Source organism: Streptomyces sp. NPDC021080 (assembly GCF_044333225.1).
Taxonomy (GTDB): Bacteria; Actinomycetota; Actinomycetes; order Streptomycetales; family Streptomycetaceae; genus Streptomyces.
Window position 1 is genome coordinate 36428 of the sequence record NZ_JBIRQM010000007.1, and the last position, 14233, is coordinate 50660.

Consider the following 14233-nt stretch of genomic DNA (forward strand, 5'->3'; position numbering starts at 1 on the left):
ACGGCCCTGCACTGACAACCGGGCCGGATCAGCGGCTCTGCGGGGTCCGCGAGCGGCGGTGGGGGCGTTCCCGCATGGGCTGGACGGCCGGTCGGCGGCCGGCGCGCACGGGGCCGGAATGGGCCGGAACGCCCGGTCGCCTGATCTCCGCGGGACGCCGGTCGGGCTTGCCCACGACCATCTGCGGATCGAACATCACGACGACGCCCGCCAGACAGAGCAGGGCCAGGGGGCCGATCATCATGGGCGCCAGCAGCGCGGCCGCCGAGTCCCCGGCGGGGGTGCCGTCGACCGGGCCGTGCAGATGCACGCTGAGCGCCGCCATACCCGTGTAGTGCATGCCGCTGACGGCCAGCCCCATGACGAGACTCGCGCCCACGCTCCAGGTGAATCCACGCACCTGCCCGGCAGCCCAGAGGGCCGCGATGGCGGCCACGACGGCGATGACGACCGAGGCGGTGACGGTGAGGGTGTTGTAGGCGAGCGTTCCGTTGAGGCGCATCCCGGCCATGCCGAGGTAGTGCATCGAGGCGATGCCCAGGCCGGTGACGGTCCCTCCGGTGAACAGCGCCGGTCCGGTGGCGCCCTGGTAGCCGACGATGAAGATCCCGGCGCCGACCATCAGGACGGCGACGCCGAGGCTCGCGAACGTCGTCGGCCGGTCGTAGTGGACGGGGCTCTGCTCGACCGTGAATCCCATCATCGCGATGAAGTGCATCGTCCAGATGCCGGAGGCGATCGCGACCGAGCCGAGCGCGAGCCAGCCGGCCCGCCACGAGCCGGCGACGAGCATGGATCTGGTGGTGCAGCGAAGGCCGAGCGCCCCGCCCAGGCAGGCCATGAAATACGCCACCAGCGGTGTGACGAGCCCGTAGGTGAAGCCGTCGACCGTGCCTCGCATGCGCGGCTGCCTTTCCCGCCCTGTTGCCCCTGGAACCGTCCGAAACACCCCCGCGGTCCGGACCGCCGGAGCAGACCGGTTGAGGCAGAGAGTACGACCACCACCGGAATGGTCGAACGATAATCCTGCAAACAATCACGACCTCTCCCCAGTTGTGCGCCTGCCGCGAGCGGACTTGGACAACTCCATTCAATCGGTGGTCATCTCACCTCCCCCCTCCGTCGACTCTCTGCTGTCAGTCTTGTACCGTCCGTGATCGTCCGACGCGAGGAGAACGCATGCACGCGCGCGTTGCCGCCGCCACGACCGCAGCGCTTCTTGGGGGAGCCGTTCTGATACTGCCCGGCCCGCACGCCAAGGCCGGCGGCCGGATCACGACGCCGCTGGTCGTCGCCCACCGAGGCGCCTCGGCCTACGCTCCGGAGAACACCCTGGCCGCCGTGGACCGCGCGGCCGAGCTGGGGTTCGACTGGGTCGAGAACGACGTCCAGCGCACCCGTGACGGCCAGTTGGTGGTCCTCCACGACGCCTCGCTGGCGCGCACGACCGACGCCCGGGCGGTCTATCCCGACCGCAGCCCCTGGAAGGTCAAGGACTTCACCGCGGCCGAGATCGCCCGCCTGGACGCGGGGAGCTGGTTCGGCCCGCGGTTCGCGGGCGCGAAGGTTCCGACGTTGCGGGAATACATGGAACGCGTCTCGCGCAACCACCAGAAGCTCGTCCTGGAGATCAAGAACCCCGAGCTGTATCCGGGCATCGAGCGGCAGACGCTCGGACTCCTGAGCAACGAGGGCTGGCTCGATCCGGTGCACCTGCGCGACAGGCTGATCGTCCAGAGCTTCAGCGCGGACAGTGTCCGGACCGTGCACCGGCTGCGGCCCGGCATCACGACGGCCCTCCTGGGAACGCCCCCGGTCGCGCGGCTGCCCTCGTACGCGCGGTTCACCGACCAGATCAACTCCGATCACCGGTCGCTGTCGCCCGAGTACGTCTCGGCGGTGCACGCGCTCCACGGTCCGCACGGCCCGATGAAGGTCTTCGCCTGGACCGTGGACGACGCGGTCACCGCGCGACGTCTGGCGGGCTTCGGCACGGACGGCGTCATCACGAACACACCCGACGTGATCCGCGCGGCTCTGCGCTAGCCCGCCGTCGTCCGGAGCGCGGAACGGTGCCGGGCGCGCGGAACGGTGCCGAGCGGGGGAACCGGTGCCGGACGCGTGCCCCGGGTGTTGTCAGTGGCGGGCCGTACGGTGGAGCGCATGGACAGCCACGCGCGGTACGAGCAGCAGATCGTGTGGTCCGTCGTCGGCACGGACATCGGTCCACTGCTCCTCGCCGCGACGCCTCACGGCCTGGTCAACGTCGTCTTCCACGCCTCGGACCCGGTGCGCGACAAGGCGCTCGGCCGGCTCGCGTCCCGTCTGGGCGGCGAGCCGGTCGAGGCACCCGACTCGCCGCTGCTGGCCGAGGCGATACGCCAGGTCGAGGCGTACTTCGCGGGCGAGCGGCACGACTTCGACCTGCCGCTCGACTGGTCGCTGGTCTCGGGGTTCAATCGCCAGGTGCTGCGCGAACTGGACTCGGGCGTCCCGTTCGGTTCCGTCGTGGCCTACGGCGACCTGGCCGGACGGGTCGGCGCGCCCGGGGCGGCCCAGGCCGTGGGGGTGGCCATGGGCTCGAACCCGCTGCCCGTCGTGGTGCCCTGCCACCGGGTGGTCGAGAGCGACGGCGGCATCGGCGGTTTCGGGGGCGGTCTGGAGACCAAGCGGAAGCTGCTGGCTCTCGAAGGCGTCCTCCCGGAGCCGCTGTTCTGAGATGGCGGCCGGGCCGACGGCCCGGGTGTGCGGTGGGGTGTCCGCTCCGCGGATCGTCAGAGGCTGATGTGGTACGCCTTGCGCAGCGTCTCGTGGACGGTCCATGTCGTGCGGTCGCCCTCGCGCAGGAACGCCGCGTCGCCGGGGCCCACCTCGATGACGTCGCCGCCCTCCACCTCGATGGTGGCGCGGCCGCTGACGACGACGAAGAGTTCGTCGGCCTCGGTGTCGGTCACCACACCGGGCGTGATCTGCCAGATGCCGCGCAGCTGCTTACCGTCCGCGGACTCCCACAGCACCTTGCCCGTCACGACGGGGTCGCCGGAGACGATCTGGGCCGGGTCCAGCGGCTCGGGATCGAGATCGGCATCGGGAATGTGCACGGCGAACGACGGCGTGGCCTGGGAGTTCGTGTTCATGAGCGGAACCCTAAGGGCTTGCCCGCCGCCCGGGACGAGGAGGGTCGCCCCGCCGGACCGCCGTACACCGCGGGCCGTGAGGGTTTGGCCGGGCGCGCCGCTCGCCAGAGATCCAGGGACGGGAACGTCGACCGACGACAGGAGGCAGACGCGTGATCGTGACGTCCGAAGAGGTGCGGGAGGCGCTCGACGCGCGGCGGCCGGTGGTGGCCCTGGAGTCCACGATCATCGCCCACGGACTGCCCCGCCCGCGCAATCTGCAGGTGGCCCTCGAACTGGAGGAGATCGTCCGGCAGGAGGGCGCCGTACCCGCGACGATCGCCGTGCTCGACGGCCGTCCTCATGTCGGCCTGGACAAGGACCGGCTGGAGCGGATCGCGAACGAGGACGGCATCCGCAAGCTGGGCCACCGCGACCTGCCGCTCGCGGTGGCCGCGGGGGCGAGCGGGGCGACGACCGTGTCCGCGACGGCCCTGCTGGCGGCCCGCGCGGGGGTACGGGTGTTCGCGACGGGCGGGCTCGGCGGTGTGCACCGCGAGTGGACGGTGACCCAGGACGAGTCCGCCGATCTGGGCCTGCTGGCGCGTACCCGGATCACGGTGGTGTGCGCGGGCGTCAAGTCGATCCTGGACGTGCCCGCGACACTGCAGCGGCTGGAGACGCTGGGCGTGGCGGTGGCCGGGTACGGCACGGACCGGTTCCCCGGCTTCTATCTGTCCGACTCGGGACACCCCGTGGACTGGACCCTCGACTCGCCCGAGCAGGTGGCGGAGGTGATGCGCGCCCAGGACGCCCTGCACGCCCCCGACTCCTCGCTCGTCGTCGCGAACCCCGTCCCCGAGGAGGAGCAGCTCGATCCCGGGCTGCACGCGCGCGTGCTGGCCGAGGCACTGCACGCGTGCGAGGCGGAGGGGGTGACGGGACAGGCGGTGACACCGTTCCTGCTCGCCTATCTGGTCCGGCACACGGACGGTGCCTCGCTCGCCGCCAATCTGGCGGCGGTACGCGGCAACGTGCGCCTCGCAGGACGGATCGCGGCGGCCTGGGCGGAGGCGTGAGCGATACGGGCCGGGGCGCCCGGGCAGGCAGGGCCGGATCGACGGATCGTGGCGGCCTCGCCGAGGGTGCTCTGCTCGTCGTCGGGGACGTGGTCACGGATGTCGTCGCCCGGCATCATGGACCGCTGGCGGCCGGTACCGACACGGTCGCCGCCATCCGGACCGTACCGGGCGGCGCGGGCGCCAATGTCGCGTGCTGGGCCGTGCACGGGGGCTGCGACGACGTGCGGCTGCTCGGCCGGGTGGGCCGCGACGCCGCGGCGTGGCACGAACGCGAACTCATAGCGAGCGGCGTACGGCCTCTCCTGGTGACCGATCCGACGACGCCCACCGGAACGGTGATCTGCCTGGTGGACAGCGGCGCGTCGGCGGAGCGCACGTTCCTCACGGACAGCGGGGCGTCACTGCGACTGGCACCGGACGACTGGTCGCCCGCACTGCTCGACGGGGTCGCGCGGCTGCATCTGTCGGGCTACCTGTTCTTCTCGGAGCCGAGCCGGGCACTGGTGTCGGTGGTGCTGGAGTCGACGCGCGCGCGTGGTGTGCCGGTGAGCCTCGACCCGGCGTCGGCGGGATTCCTCGCCGGGCTGGGCGTGGACCGCTTTCTCGAACTCTGCGCGGGCGTGGACGTCCTGCTGCCCAGTCGTGACGAGGCCTGTCTGCTGACCGGACTGCCCGATCCGGCCGACGCGGCCGCCAAGCTGAGCCGGCACTTCCCCCTGGTCGTCGCCAAGCTGGGAGGCGACGGGGCCCTGGTCGCCCGTTCCGGATCCGTGCGATCCCGTGTCCCGGCGCTGCGGGCGACGCCGCACGACACAACGGGCGCCGGTGACGCGTTCACCGGCGCGTTCCTCGCGGCGCTGCTCGCGGGCACCGGCCCCGAGGAGGCGGCGACGGCGGGGTGCGCGGCCGGGGCGCAGGCGGTGGAAGGCATCGGAGGAAGACCGCCCACTAGACCTCCCCGGAGAGGCTGAGAAGGGGCTGAGGAGAGGCGCGGGGGACCTGCGGACCGAACTCGACGGATTCGGCCACGGCCGCTCAGCGCCTCCACGGCTCCACGGCTCCACGGCTCCACGGCTCCACGGCTCCACGGCTCCACGGCGAGGGGATGTCCGTAGGGACCCCTGCCCGGCTCTTCGCCTCTCGTCTCGTGCTCGCTCAGTTCTTGCGCCCCCAGGCCGAGATCATCGGCGCGGTGGCCAGGTCCATGGACCCGGCGGCGACGTTCGCGAGGTGTTGTTCGATCTCCTCCTGGGTGGCCAGGCCGGCGGTGACGAGCTGGTCGCGGATCTGACGGACCGTGGCGGCCTCCAGTGCCGAGCAGGCGGGTGAGGTGACGGGGAAGTACGCGTCGGCCTCCACACCCGTGAGCCCCGCGTCCCGGAGCAGCCGCGGGAGTTTGCGTCCGTAGGCGAGGTCGGCACCGCGATCGGCGAGCAGTTTGCGGAAGCCCTGGCGCAGCCGGTTCGCGAGCTGCTGCTCGGGGCCGTAGTCCTCGGGGCAGAGCAGCGGCTGCAGGGCGGGATCCGCGTCCTCGACGAGGAGCCGGCCGCCGGGCCGCAGCGCCTTGATCATCGACCGCAACGCACGTTCCCGGTCCGGTACATGGACCAGTACGAGCCGGGCGTGCACGAGGTCGAAGCCCTCCCCCGGCGGTTCCTCGGCACCCACGTCGTGGACGCGGACCTCGACGGGCGAGCGTGCCACGGAGGCCGCCCATGAGGTGTCGATGTCGGTGGCGACGACCTGCCCCGTCGGACCCACCTTCTTGGCGAGCCAGGACACGACGGACGTGCCACCCGCCCCGACCTCCCAGCAGCGCCAGCCGGACCCGACGCCGAAGCGCTCCATGTGCCGGAACGTCGTGGGGTCGAAGAGCGTGGCGAGGGCCTCGAAACGCCGCCCCGCCTCCGTCTGCCGGTTGTCGAGGAGATAGCCGTCGGCTCGCGTCATGAGGAGATCATCCCAGCCGACCTGCCTGCCGTGGATCGTCGACGCTCCCGTTGCCCGTACGGGCGTGATGCGAGACGTCCGTCCGGCCCACCAGCCCGCTTACCGCCTGCCCGCCTACCCACCCGCCCACAAGGCGGAACGGAATGTTCCGTTCCCACAGTCTTTTCCGGTGTCCGACCAGGCCTGGCAGACTGGCGCGCCAGGCGCAAAGTGCGGCCCGAGGAGATCCACGCGAGGAGATCCAGATGTCCATGGCAGGGAATTTGCGGAAGGTGACGGCTCTCGGCGCGGTCGACGGCCTCCGCAGAGTGGCACGGCTGACACGACGGAGCCGTCGTGTCGACCTGAGTCACCCCGCCCGGTCGCCGCTGGGCTCCGCGGTGGTGAACTGCGTGGCGTACCGGGACGGCGTGCGGATCCCCGAAGGCCGCGATCTGGTCGACACCGTGCAGCGGATCCGCAAGCGCGACGAGGGGTTCGTCTGGCTCGGCCTGCACGAACCGACCGACGTGGAGTTCGCGGGCATCGCGGAACTCTTCGACCTGCACCCCCTGGCCGTCGAGGACGCGGTCGAGGCGCACCAGCGTCCGAAGCTGGAGCGGTACGACGACACATTGTTCGCGGTGTTCAAAACCGTCTGCTACGTGGAGCACAAGGAGCTGACGGCAACCAGCGAGGTGGTGAACACCGGCGAGATCATGGTGTTCGTCGGTCCTGACTTCGTCATCACCGTGCGGCACGGACGGCACGGCTCGCTGGGTCCGCTGCGCGAGGAACTGGAGTCCGACGCCCGGCAGTTGTCGAAGGGACCGGCCGCGGTCCTGCACGCGATCGCGGACCATGTGGTCGACGAATTCGTGAGCGTCACGGACTCGGTCCAGGCGGACATCGACCAGGTCGAGGCGGATGTGTTCGCCGAGAACGGCGCACGCGCCGACGCGGGCCGCATCTACCAGCTCAAGCGTGAACTCCTCGAACTCAAGCGGGCCGTGGTCCCCCTCGCCCGGCCCGTCCAGGAGCTGGCGGCCCGGCCGGCCCGTGTGGTCGACCCGGAGATACAGGCGTACTTCCGTGATGTCTCCGACCATCTTCTGCGGGTCACCGAACAGATAGCCGCCTTCGACGAACTGCTCAACTCGATCCTGCAGGCGCATCTCGCACAGGTGACGGTGGCGCAGAACGAGGACATGCGGAAGATCACGGCATGGGCGGCGGTCATCGCGGTCCCCACCATGGTCTGCGGCGTGTACGGCATGAACTTCGACAACATGCCGGAACTGCACTGGAGGTTCGGCTACCCCATCGTCATCGGTCTCATATCCATCGGCTGCTTCGTCCTCTACCGAGGATTCCGGCGCAACGGCTGGCTCTGACACCTCACTCACCCGGCACGGCCGGCGGCCGAACCGGGGCGGCCCGCGGGAACGGGGCGGCCGGGTCAGCCCATCGCGCTGCTCGCGCCCCTCGCGTAGACGCTCTCGACCCAGGCGGCGAGTTGTTCGTCGCTGACGTGCTGGGCGAGGTCGGCCTCGCTGATCATGCCGACCAGTCGCTTGTCGTCGATCACCGGAAGCCGGCGGATCTGGTGCTCCTTCATCTCCTGGAGCACTTCGCCGACATCGGCGTCGGCCTCGATCCAGCGCGGTGTGCCCTGAGCCATCTCGCCCGCGGTGACCCGGGCGGGATCATGGCCCATGGCCACACAGCCGACGACGATGTCGCGGTCCGTGAGAATGCCGCAGAGGCGTTCGTTCTGGTCGCTGATGGGCAGCGCGCCCACGTTGAGGTCGCGCATGAGCTGGGCGGCGCGGTCCAGGGTCTCGTGAGCGGGGATCCACTGGGCACCACGGTGCATGATGTCTCCGGCGGTGGTCATGGAGTACCTCCCGGTGCCGGACGGCCGGCGCGGCGCGGAACACACCGCTAGTCCCGGCGCCCTTCATTCTCGCCGTGCCCCAGGGGCCACGCACCTGGAGATACGGCCACCGCGGCAAGCCTTTTCCCGCCCGGGGCCAGCCGTTCCCGCCCGAGGTCAGCCGTTCCAGGCCGGGTGGCGGGGATCGTCGGCCCGGACCAGGACGTCTGCGGCGGTGTCCGGACCGATCTCGCTCTCGTAGCGGGCGAACGCGGGGAGACTCCAGTGCTCCGCATCGGGAGTACGGCGGCGCAGCGCGCCCGGGGAGAGGAGCACGTGAACGCTGAGGTCGAACGGGAACCAGTGGCGCAGCAGGAGGGGGCCATGGAGCAACAGGATTCCGCCGGGCGGGAGTTGGACGTACGGACTGCGGGTGGCCCGGTCGGTGACGGGGTCCCGGAGGTCGGGCAGGATCCTGCCGTCGCCGTCGGCTTCGAGGGGACCGAAGACCTCGCGCCACAGAGCGCCGGTGTCGAACCATCCGTCGTAGTAGGCCTCGACATCCTGGCGACCGTGTTCGAGCCGGAGCGAGGCGGAACGCAGGAAGCCCTCCGTGCCGACGACCAGCGCGGGACGGCCGCGTACGCGCAGCGCCTCGAAGACGCGCTGCGCGAGTTCGCCGGGGCGCGCGGCCGGTGCTCCGTCGAAGGCGACGCGTGGCCAGGGGCTGCCGTCCTGCGGCTTCAGGTCGAGCAGACGCTCGGCGAGCTGGTCGCCGAGCCGTTCCCAGGTGATCGCTTCGAGTCGCACGGAACCCATGATGCCGCGTGCGTGCAGGCACCTGGCCGGCGCGGCGGGCCGCGACCGGGCGGGGAGGGCATCCGGCCGCGGGGGTGTGGGCCGTGCCGGGGCAGCCGACCGCCAAAGCGTGACCGGCCAGGGCTTCGGGCCGCGGGGCGTGAACCGTGCCGGCGCATCGCCCGGCGACGTAGATGGGGCGCCGGTCCGGGGAAGGAACCGCGTATGGCACCGATCGCTGATCCCCCGCAACGGAACGGACCGCTCGTCGTCCAGCCGCTCAAGAAGCGCCACTGTGTCGAGTGCCGGAACGGGCCGCTCCCGCTGCTGGTGCTGGAGGAGGGGTCGCCTCGGTGTCTGGACTGCTCGGATCTCGGGCACCTGGTGTTCCTGCCGCGTGGCGACACCGCGCTGACGCGCAGATCGCGGGAGGGCAGCGCGCTGTCGGCCGTGGTGGTGCGGTTCAACCGGCGTCGGGGCCGCTACGAGCGGCAGGGGGTCATGGTCGAGGAGGCCGCGCTCGCCCTGGCCGAGGAACGGTGCCTGGCGGACGCGGAGGCGCGACGGCGGCGCCGGGCACGGGACGCACGGCGCCGGGAAGCGGAGGACGTCCGCTTCACGGAGGCGTTCGCACGGGAGATAGCCAGGCTGTTCCCGCACTGTCCGGCCGGCCGGGCACGAGCGATCGCCGCGCATGCCTCGGTGCGCGGCAGCGGGCGGGTCGGACGGAGCTCGGCGGGCCGCGCGCTGTCCGAGGCGGCGGTGACCGCGGCGGTCCGTGCGTCGGTACGGCACACCGAGACCCCGTACGACCAACTGCTGATGAGCGGTGTTTCGCGCTACGAGGCACGCCGTCGGATCGCGGCTGCGGTGGACGCGAGGCTGTGGGAATGGCGCGACGGCATCACCGCGCGGGCGTGAGGGGCCCGGCGGAGGGAGCGTGAGGGCCCCGCGGCGGCGTGTGGAGAGGTCGCGCATGGGTGTGCGTCGCTCGGCCACGGCCGTTGTCGGCGTGGGGGATTTCGCTTGTGGTGGCCGACGCTGTGCAGGATCTTGGGTTCGGCCGGTTCGACACGGGAGTGGACATGATCGATGGACCGTATTTCGTGCTGACTCTGCTGGGGGTGCTCGGCTGCGGGCTGGTGGCCGGGGTGTTCTGCGGGTTCTCGACCTTCGTGATGCGGGCGCTGGCCCAGTTGCCGCCGTCGCAGGGGGTCGCCGCGATGAACGCGATCAACGTCGCCGCGGTCCGCCCCCCGTTCATGCTGGTGTTCGCCGGATCGGCGGTGCTGTGCTCGGTGCTGGCGGTGGTGACGTTCGTGCTGCTGCCGCACGACGGGACGGTGGAGCTGCTGCTCGGCAGCGCGCTGTATCTGTTCGGGGCGTTCGGGGTGACCATCGCGGCGAACGTCCCGCGCAATGACGCACTGCTGAGGCTGGACCCCGGGACACCGGAGGCCGCCGCCTACTGGCCCACCTATGTACGCCAGTGGACGATGTGGAATCACGTCCGCACCGCCGCGTCGGCCGCGGCGGCGGTGTCGTACGCACTCGCCCTCACCTGAGCCGTAGCTCCTGCCACCGGCCCTGCCCATGATCGTCCTCGTCCGGAGCGGCGGCCCGCTGTCGTCCGGGGCGGCGGTGTGCGCGAGGGCGACGTATCGTGGCGGGAAAGGAGTGCTGCCCGGATTCCGTGGCCGACGAGGGCCGACGGCCCGGTGGCTCCGACCCCGTACGCGTACATGAGGGAGACGGCCATGGCCGATCCCAAGGGTTTCATGACCACACCGCGCCAGGAGTATCCGCGCCGGCCCGTCGGGGAGCGGGTGCGGGACTGGAACGAGGTGTACGTTCCCGGAGGCCTGCTGCCGATCATCGAGAAACAGGCCGACCGTTGCATGGACTGCGGCATCCCCTTCTGTCATGACGCGTGTCCCCTGGGCAATCTGATCCCCGAGTGGAACGACCTCGTCTCGCGCCACGACTGGCGGGCGGCGAGCGACCGGCTGCACGCCACGAACAACTTCCCCGAGTTCACCGGACGGTTGTGCCCCGCGCCGTGCGAGGCGGGCTGCGTGCTGGCGATCAACCAGCCGGCGGTCACCATCAAGAACGTCGAGGTCGCCATCGCCGACCGCGCCTGGGAGGACGGGTTCACACCGCCGCGTCCGCCGGACCGCCTCTCGGGGCGGACGGTCGCGATCGTCGGGTCGGGGCCTGCCGGACTCGCCGCGGCGCAGCAGTTGACCCGGGCCGGTCATACGGTGGCCGTGTACGAACGGGCCGACCGGATCGGTGGTCTGCTGCGGTACGGGATCCCCGCGTTCAAGATGGAGAAGCGGCATCTCGACCGCCGGCTGGCGCAGATGCGCGCGGAGGGAACCAAGTTCCGCACGTCGACGTCGATCGGCACCGACATCGGGGCGGCTGAGCTCAAGGCCCGCTACGACGCCGTGATCCTGGCTCTCGGCGCCACCGCCTGGCGCGAACTGGACGTACCGGGACGGCAGTTGTCCGGCATCCATCAGGCGATGGAGTACCTTCCGCTGGCCGACCGGGTGTGCGAGGGGGATCTGGAGGTCTCCCCGCTGTCCGCGGCGGGCAGACATGTGGTGATCGTCGGCGGCGGCGACACCGGCGCCGACTGTCTGGGGACGGCGGTGCGCGAGGGCGCCGCTTCCGTGACCCAGCTCGACATCTACGCGCAGCCGGAGACCGAGCGCGACGAGGACGCCGAGCCGTGGCCGACGTATCCGAAGATCTACCGGCTCTCCGCCGCGCACGAGGAGGCCGGCGCGCTGGGTACGGCGCCCGCCGCCGACGCGGACGCCCGGCTCTTCGCCGCCTCCACGCTCCGGTTCGACGGGGACGCGGACGGCCGGGTGACCTCGCTGCGTCTCGTCGAGGTCGACGAGCGGCGCCGCCCGACCCCCGGTTCCGGGCGGGCCCTGCCCGCCGACCTCGTCCTGCTGGCCCTCGGCTTCCTGGGCCCCGACCGGCACGACGGCCTGATCGACCAACTGGGTCTGGAGCTGGAGCCACGCGGCACGATCGCCCGCGGCACCGACTTCGCCACGAACGTCCCCGGGGTGTACGCCGCCGGGGACGCGGCGCGCGGGCAGTCGCTCGTCGTGTGGGCGATAGCCGAGGGCCGGGCCGTCGCCTCGGCGGTGGACCGGGCACTCAGCGGGGCGGCCCGCTCCCGGCTGCCGGCGCCGATCGGACCGTACGACCGCCCCATGACCGCGTAGGCCGCCCGGCGCCGCGCCGGCCACCCCATGGCCGCCTGTCCGCATGGACCGGCCCATGCAACTCTCGTAGAAAATCTACGGTTTGCGTCCCACCGCCCCGTACCCGGGGATGACCCCGTCGTCCTGTCCCGGGACGGGCTCGCCCAGTTCCGGGTGCCACTCGTGGACGACCGCGACACCCGGCTCGACCAGGTCGAGGCCGTCGAAGAAGCGCGTGAACTCCGACCGGGAGCGCAGCGCCAGGGTGACGCCCGCCGCCTTGAGCTTCTCGATCGCCGCCGCCGACTCCTCGGGAGTGAAGTCGGCGGTGGCGTGGGTCATCATCAGAAAGCTGCCGGAAGGCAGTTCGGACAGCAGCCGGCCGACCAGGGCATGGGCGCCGTCCTCGTCGGAGACGAAGTGCAGCAGCGCCACGAGGGAGAGCGCCACGGGCCGACCGAAGTCCAGGACCTTCCTCGCCCCGTCGAGGATGGCGTCCGGGTCCCGCGCGTCGGCCTGCAGGTACTCGGTGGCTCCCGCGTCCGAGCTGCGCAGCAGCGCTGCCGCGTGGGCCAGCACGATCGGGTCGTTGTCGCAGTACACGACCCGGGCGGCGGGCGCGACGGCCTGGGCGATCTGGTGGAGGTTCGGTTCGGTCGGGATGCCGGTGCCGATGTCGAGGAACTGCCGCACGCCGTTCCGGGCCAGCCAGCGTGTGGCCCGGTGCATGAAGGCGCGGTTGACCCGGGCCATCACCGGCACCCTCGGATCGAGGGCGAGCATCTGGCGGCCCATCTCCTCGTCGACGGGATAGTTGTCCTTGCCGCCGAGATACCAGTCGTACATCCGTGCGGGATGCGGTTTGCCGGTGTCGATTCCGGTCGGGGGCTGCCCGGTCATGACGGTCTCCGTAGGTCCGCGTCGTAGTAAGTGAGCAACTCAGAGCCAAATTCAGGAAAGTCGTGGAAAAGAGAAAGCAAGTCGTTCAGGAGAGAAGGAAGTCCGCCTCTCCCGCTTTCGCACCTTGGATGAACGCGGTCATCTCGCCGGGCGTGTAGATGAGGGCGGGACCGTCCGGGTCCGCCGACTGGCGCACGGCGATACGGCCGTCGGCGAGTTTCATCGCCTCCAGGCAGTTGCCGCCGTTGCCGCCGCTCCACGGTTTGTGCCAGCCCTCGCTGCCCAGTTCACGGGCGGGCATTCCGTTGTAGATGCGCACGTCGCCTATTCGCGGGTTGATGCGTTCCGGCGTGATGCGTTCCATTCACAGCTCCTTGCGGAGATCCCGGAGGATCTCCTTCGTGCGATGTGCCGTGGCGGCTTGGGCCGCCATGCGGTCCATGACCTCCAGGTGGGTCGCCACCTCGGAGCGCGAGTCCAGGTAGACGGCGCCGGTCAGGTACTCGCTGTAGACCATGTCCGGAAGCTCCGGCATGGCGAATCGGAACAGCACGAAGGGCCCGTACGTGCCGGGGTGCGGGCCCGAGGAGAACGGGATCACCTGCAGCGTCACATGGGGCAGCTTCGTGGCCTGAAGCAACTTGTCGATCTGGGCACGCATCACCTCGGGGCCGCCGATGGTGCGGCGCAGCACCGTCTCGTCCATCACCGCCCAGATCCGGGGCGCGTCCTCGCGCGTCAGCAGTTCCTGGCGCTGCATGCGCAGCGCCACATGGCGTTCGATGTCCTCGGGCCTGGTCTGCCCGATGGCTCCCGCCTCCAGAACGCCGCGCGCGTAGTCCTCGGTCTGCAGCAGGCCGGGAATGAAGTGCGGCTCGTAGGAACGCAGCAGGGAGGCGGCGCCTTCCAGGCTGACGTGCATGGAGAACCAGTCGGGCAGGATGTCGTGGAACCGCTGCCACCAGCCGGGCTTGTTGGCGTCCTCCGCGAGCTGGACGAAGGCTTCGGCCTCCAGGTCGCCGACGCCGTACGACTTCAGCAGAAGCTGGAGGTACGGGATTTTGAGGGAGACCTCGGCCATCTCCATACGGCGGACCGTCGCGGGGGCGACACGCAGGATCCGCGCGGCCTCCTCGCGCTTGAGACCCGCGCGTTCCCGCAGGTCCAGCAGGCGCCGTCCGAGAACGACCTGACCGACCGTCGGCGCGGACCGCGGTTCGCTCACGCCCCACCTCCACTGAGTCCGGGCAGCCCGGTCGGCGCCGTCCGGGTTCTTCCTCGTCTGCCTCGACGATCCCAACT

General features: G+C 71.1%; 16 protein-coding genes. 8 read left to right on the forward strand and 8 right to left on the reverse strand.

The genetic code is table 11. The annotated features are described in order from the left end of the window. Positions 1 to 28: 28 nt before the first annotated feature. Entirely contained in the window at positions 29 to 901 is an 873-nt protein-coding gene (locus tag ACH4S8_RS18435) for an MHYT domain-containing protein (RefSeq protein WP_398395142.1), read from the reverse strand. A gap of 278 nt (positions 902 to 1179) precedes the next feature. On the opposite strand from ACH4S8_RS18435, the gene ACH4S8_RS18440 reads away from it, so the two are divergent. After that, positions 1180 to 2046 carry a glycerophosphodiester phosphodiesterase gene (locus tag ACH4S8_RS18440; RefSeq protein ID WP_398395144.1) on the forward strand — a complete coding sequence of 289 codons (867 nt, stop codon included), beginning with the start codon at positions 1180 to 1182 and terminating at the stop codon, positions 2044 to 2046. A gap of 117 nt (positions 2047 to 2163) precedes the next feature. Then, positions 2164 to 2718: a methylated-DNA--[protein]-cysteine S-methyltransferase gene (locus tag ACH4S8_RS18445; RefSeq protein WP_398395146.1), complete on the forward strand. Its 555-nt coding sequence runs from the start codon at positions 2164 to 2166 to the stop codon at positions 2716 to 2718. Positions 2719 to 2774: 56 nt separating this feature from the next. On the opposite strand, the gene ACH4S8_RS18450 is transcribed toward ACH4S8_RS18445, so the two are convergent. Next, positions 2775 to 3137 (reverse strand): cupin domain-containing protein, encoded by a 363-nt coding sequence (locus tag ACH4S8_RS18450; protein ID WP_398395148.1) that lies wholly within the window; start codon positions 3135 to 3137, stop codon positions 2775 to 2777. Between the two features lie 152 nt (positions 3138 to 3289). On the opposite strand from ACH4S8_RS18450, the gene ACH4S8_RS18455 reads away from it, so the two are divergent. Then, positions 3290 to 4195, forward strand: coding sequence for a pseudouridine-5'-phosphate glycosidase (locus tag ACH4S8_RS18455; protein WP_398395150.1), 906 nt, complete (start codon positions 3290 to 3292; stop codon positions 4193 to 4195). 71 nt (positions 4196 to 4266) lie between these two features. Continuing rightward, positions 4267 to 5169: a carbohydrate kinase family protein gene (locus ACH4S8_RS18460; protein WP_398395892.1), complete on the forward strand. Its 903-nt coding sequence runs from the start codon at positions 4267 to 4269 to the stop codon at positions 5167 to 5169. 184 nt (positions 5170 to 5353) lie between these two features. On the opposite strand, the gene ACH4S8_RS18465 is transcribed toward ACH4S8_RS18460, so the two are convergent. Further along, complete coding sequence (locus ACH4S8_RS18465) at positions 5354 to 6148, reverse strand: methyltransferase domain-containing protein (protein WP_398395152.1); 795 nt, start codon at positions 6146 to 6148, stop codon at positions 5354 to 5356. Between the two features lie 245 nt (positions 6149 to 6393). Between ACH4S8_RS18465 and corA the strand changes: the two genes are divergently transcribed. After that, a complete protein-coding gene (gene corA / locus ACH4S8_RS18470) occupies positions 6394 to 7521 on the forward strand; it encodes a magnesium/cobalt transporter CorA (protein ID WP_398395154.1) in 1128 nt (375 codons plus the stop codon). Positions 7522 to 7586: 65 nt separating this feature from the next. Here the strand turns inward: corA and ACH4S8_RS18475 are convergent, their stop codons facing one another. Further along, positions 7587 to 8024, reverse strand: a complete 438-nt coding sequence (locus tag ACH4S8_RS18475; RefSeq protein ID WP_398395156.1) for a CBS domain-containing protein — start codon at positions 8022 to 8024, stop codon at positions 7587 to 7589. 156 nt (positions 8025 to 8180) lie between these two features. Then, positions 8181 to 8822 carry a uridine kinase gene (locus ACH4S8_RS18480; RefSeq protein ID WP_398395158.1) on the reverse strand — a complete coding sequence of 214 codons (642 nt, stop codon included), beginning with the start codon at positions 8820 to 8822 and terminating at the stop codon, positions 8181 to 8183. 204 nt (positions 8823 to 9026) lie between these two features. Here ACH4S8_RS18480 and ACH4S8_RS18485 point away from each other — a divergent pair, with 204 nt between their 5' ends. From ACH4S8_RS18485 to ACH4S8_RS18495, 3 genes are all read left to right on the forward strand, one after another. Next, positions 9027 to 9722, forward strand: a complete 696-nt coding sequence (locus ACH4S8_RS18485) for a DUF2293 domain-containing protein (RefSeq protein WP_398395160.1) — start codon at positions 9027 to 9029, stop codon at positions 9720 to 9722. Between the two features lie 164 nt (positions 9723 to 9886). Further along, positions 9887 to 10366 carry a DUF1772 domain-containing protein gene (locus tag ACH4S8_RS18490; RefSeq protein WP_398395162.1) on the forward strand — a complete coding sequence of 160 codons (480 nt, stop codon included), beginning with the start codon at positions 9887 to 9889 and terminating at the stop codon, positions 10364 to 10366. Between the two features lie 192 nt (positions 10367 to 10558). Further along, the gene (locus tag ACH4S8_RS18495) at positions 10559 to 12052 is read left to right on the forward strand and encodes a glutamate synthase subunit beta (RefSeq protein WP_398395164.1); all 1494 of its coding nucleotides are present in this window, start codon (positions 10559 to 10561) and stop codon (positions 12050 to 12052) included. Positions 12053 to 12127: 75 nt separating this feature from the next. Here the strand turns inward: ACH4S8_RS18495 and ACH4S8_RS18500 are convergent, their stop codons facing one another. The 3 genes from ACH4S8_RS18500 to ACH4S8_RS18510 form a co-directional block, all read right to left on the reverse strand. Then, entirely contained in the window at positions 12128 to 12931 is an 804-nt protein-coding gene (locus ACH4S8_RS18500; protein WP_398395166.1) for an SAM-dependent methyltransferase, read from the reverse strand. 85 nt (positions 12932 to 13016) lie between these two features. Then, the gene (locus ACH4S8_RS18505; protein ID WP_037624764.1) at positions 13017 to 13295 is read right to left on the reverse strand and encodes a DUF397 domain-containing protein; all 279 of its coding nucleotides are present in this window, start codon (positions 13293 to 13295) and stop codon (positions 13017 to 13019) included. Continuing rightward, a complete protein-coding gene (locus tag ACH4S8_RS18510) occupies positions 13296 to 14156 on the reverse strand; it encodes a helix-turn-helix transcriptional regulator (RefSeq protein ID WP_398395169.1) in 861 nt (286 codons plus the stop codon). Positions 14157 to 14233 lie beyond the last annotated feature (77 nt).

Bases quoted from the DNA above. Each gene is read 5' to 3' on its own strand.
- ACH4S8_RS18500 (WP_398395166.1), bottom strand. From the start codon at position 12,931: ATGACCGGGCAGCCCCCGACCGGAATCGACACCGGCAAACCGCATCCC.
- ACH4S8_RS18490 (WP_398395162.1), top strand. From the start codon at position 9,887: ATGATCGATGGACCGTATTTCGTGCTGACTCTGCTGGGGGTGCTCGGC.
- ACH4S8_RS18480 (WP_398395158.1), bottom strand. From the start codon at position 8,822: ATGGGTTCCGTGCGACTCGAAGCGATCACCTGGGAACGGCTCGGCGAC.
- ACH4S8_RS18475 (WP_398395156.1), bottom strand. From the start codon at position 8,024: ATGACCACCGCCGGAGACATCATGCACCGTGGTGCCCAGTGGATCCCC.
- ACH4S8_RS18440 (WP_398395144.1), top strand. From the start codon at position 1,180: ATGCACGCGCGCGTTGCCGCCGCCACGACCGCAGCGCTTCTTGGGGGA.
- ACH4S8_RS18485 (WP_398395160.1), top strand. From the start codon at position 9,027: ATGGCACCGATCGCTGATCCCCCGCAACGGAACGGACCGCTCGTCGTC.
- ACH4S8_RS18450 (WP_398395148.1), bottom strand. From the start codon at position 3,137: ATGAACACGAACTCCCAGGCCACGCCGTCGTTCGCCGTGCACATTCCC.
- ACH4S8_RS18495 (WP_398395164.1), top strand. From the start codon at position 10,559: ATGGCCGATCCCAAGGGTTTCATGACCACACCGCGCCAGGAGTATCCG.
- ACH4S8_RS18435 (WP_398395142.1), bottom strand. From the start codon at position 901: ATGCGAGGCACGGTCGACGGCTTCACCTACGGGCTCGTCACACCGCTG.
- ACH4S8_RS18445 (WP_398395146.1), top strand. From the start codon at position 2,164: ATGGACAGCCACGCGCGGTACGAGCAGCAGATCGTGTGGTCCGTCGTC.
- corA (WP_398395154.1), top strand. From the start codon at position 6,394: ATGTCCATGGCAGGGAATTTGCGGAAGGTGACGGCTCTCGGCGCGGTC.
- ACH4S8_RS18505 (WP_037624764.1), bottom strand. From the start codon at position 13,295: ATGGAACGCATCACGCCGGAACGCATCAACCCGCGAATAGGCGACGTG.
- ACH4S8_RS18465 (WP_398395152.1), bottom strand. From the start codon at position 6,148: ATGACGCGAGCCGACGGCTATCTCCTCGACAACCGGCAGACGGAGGCG.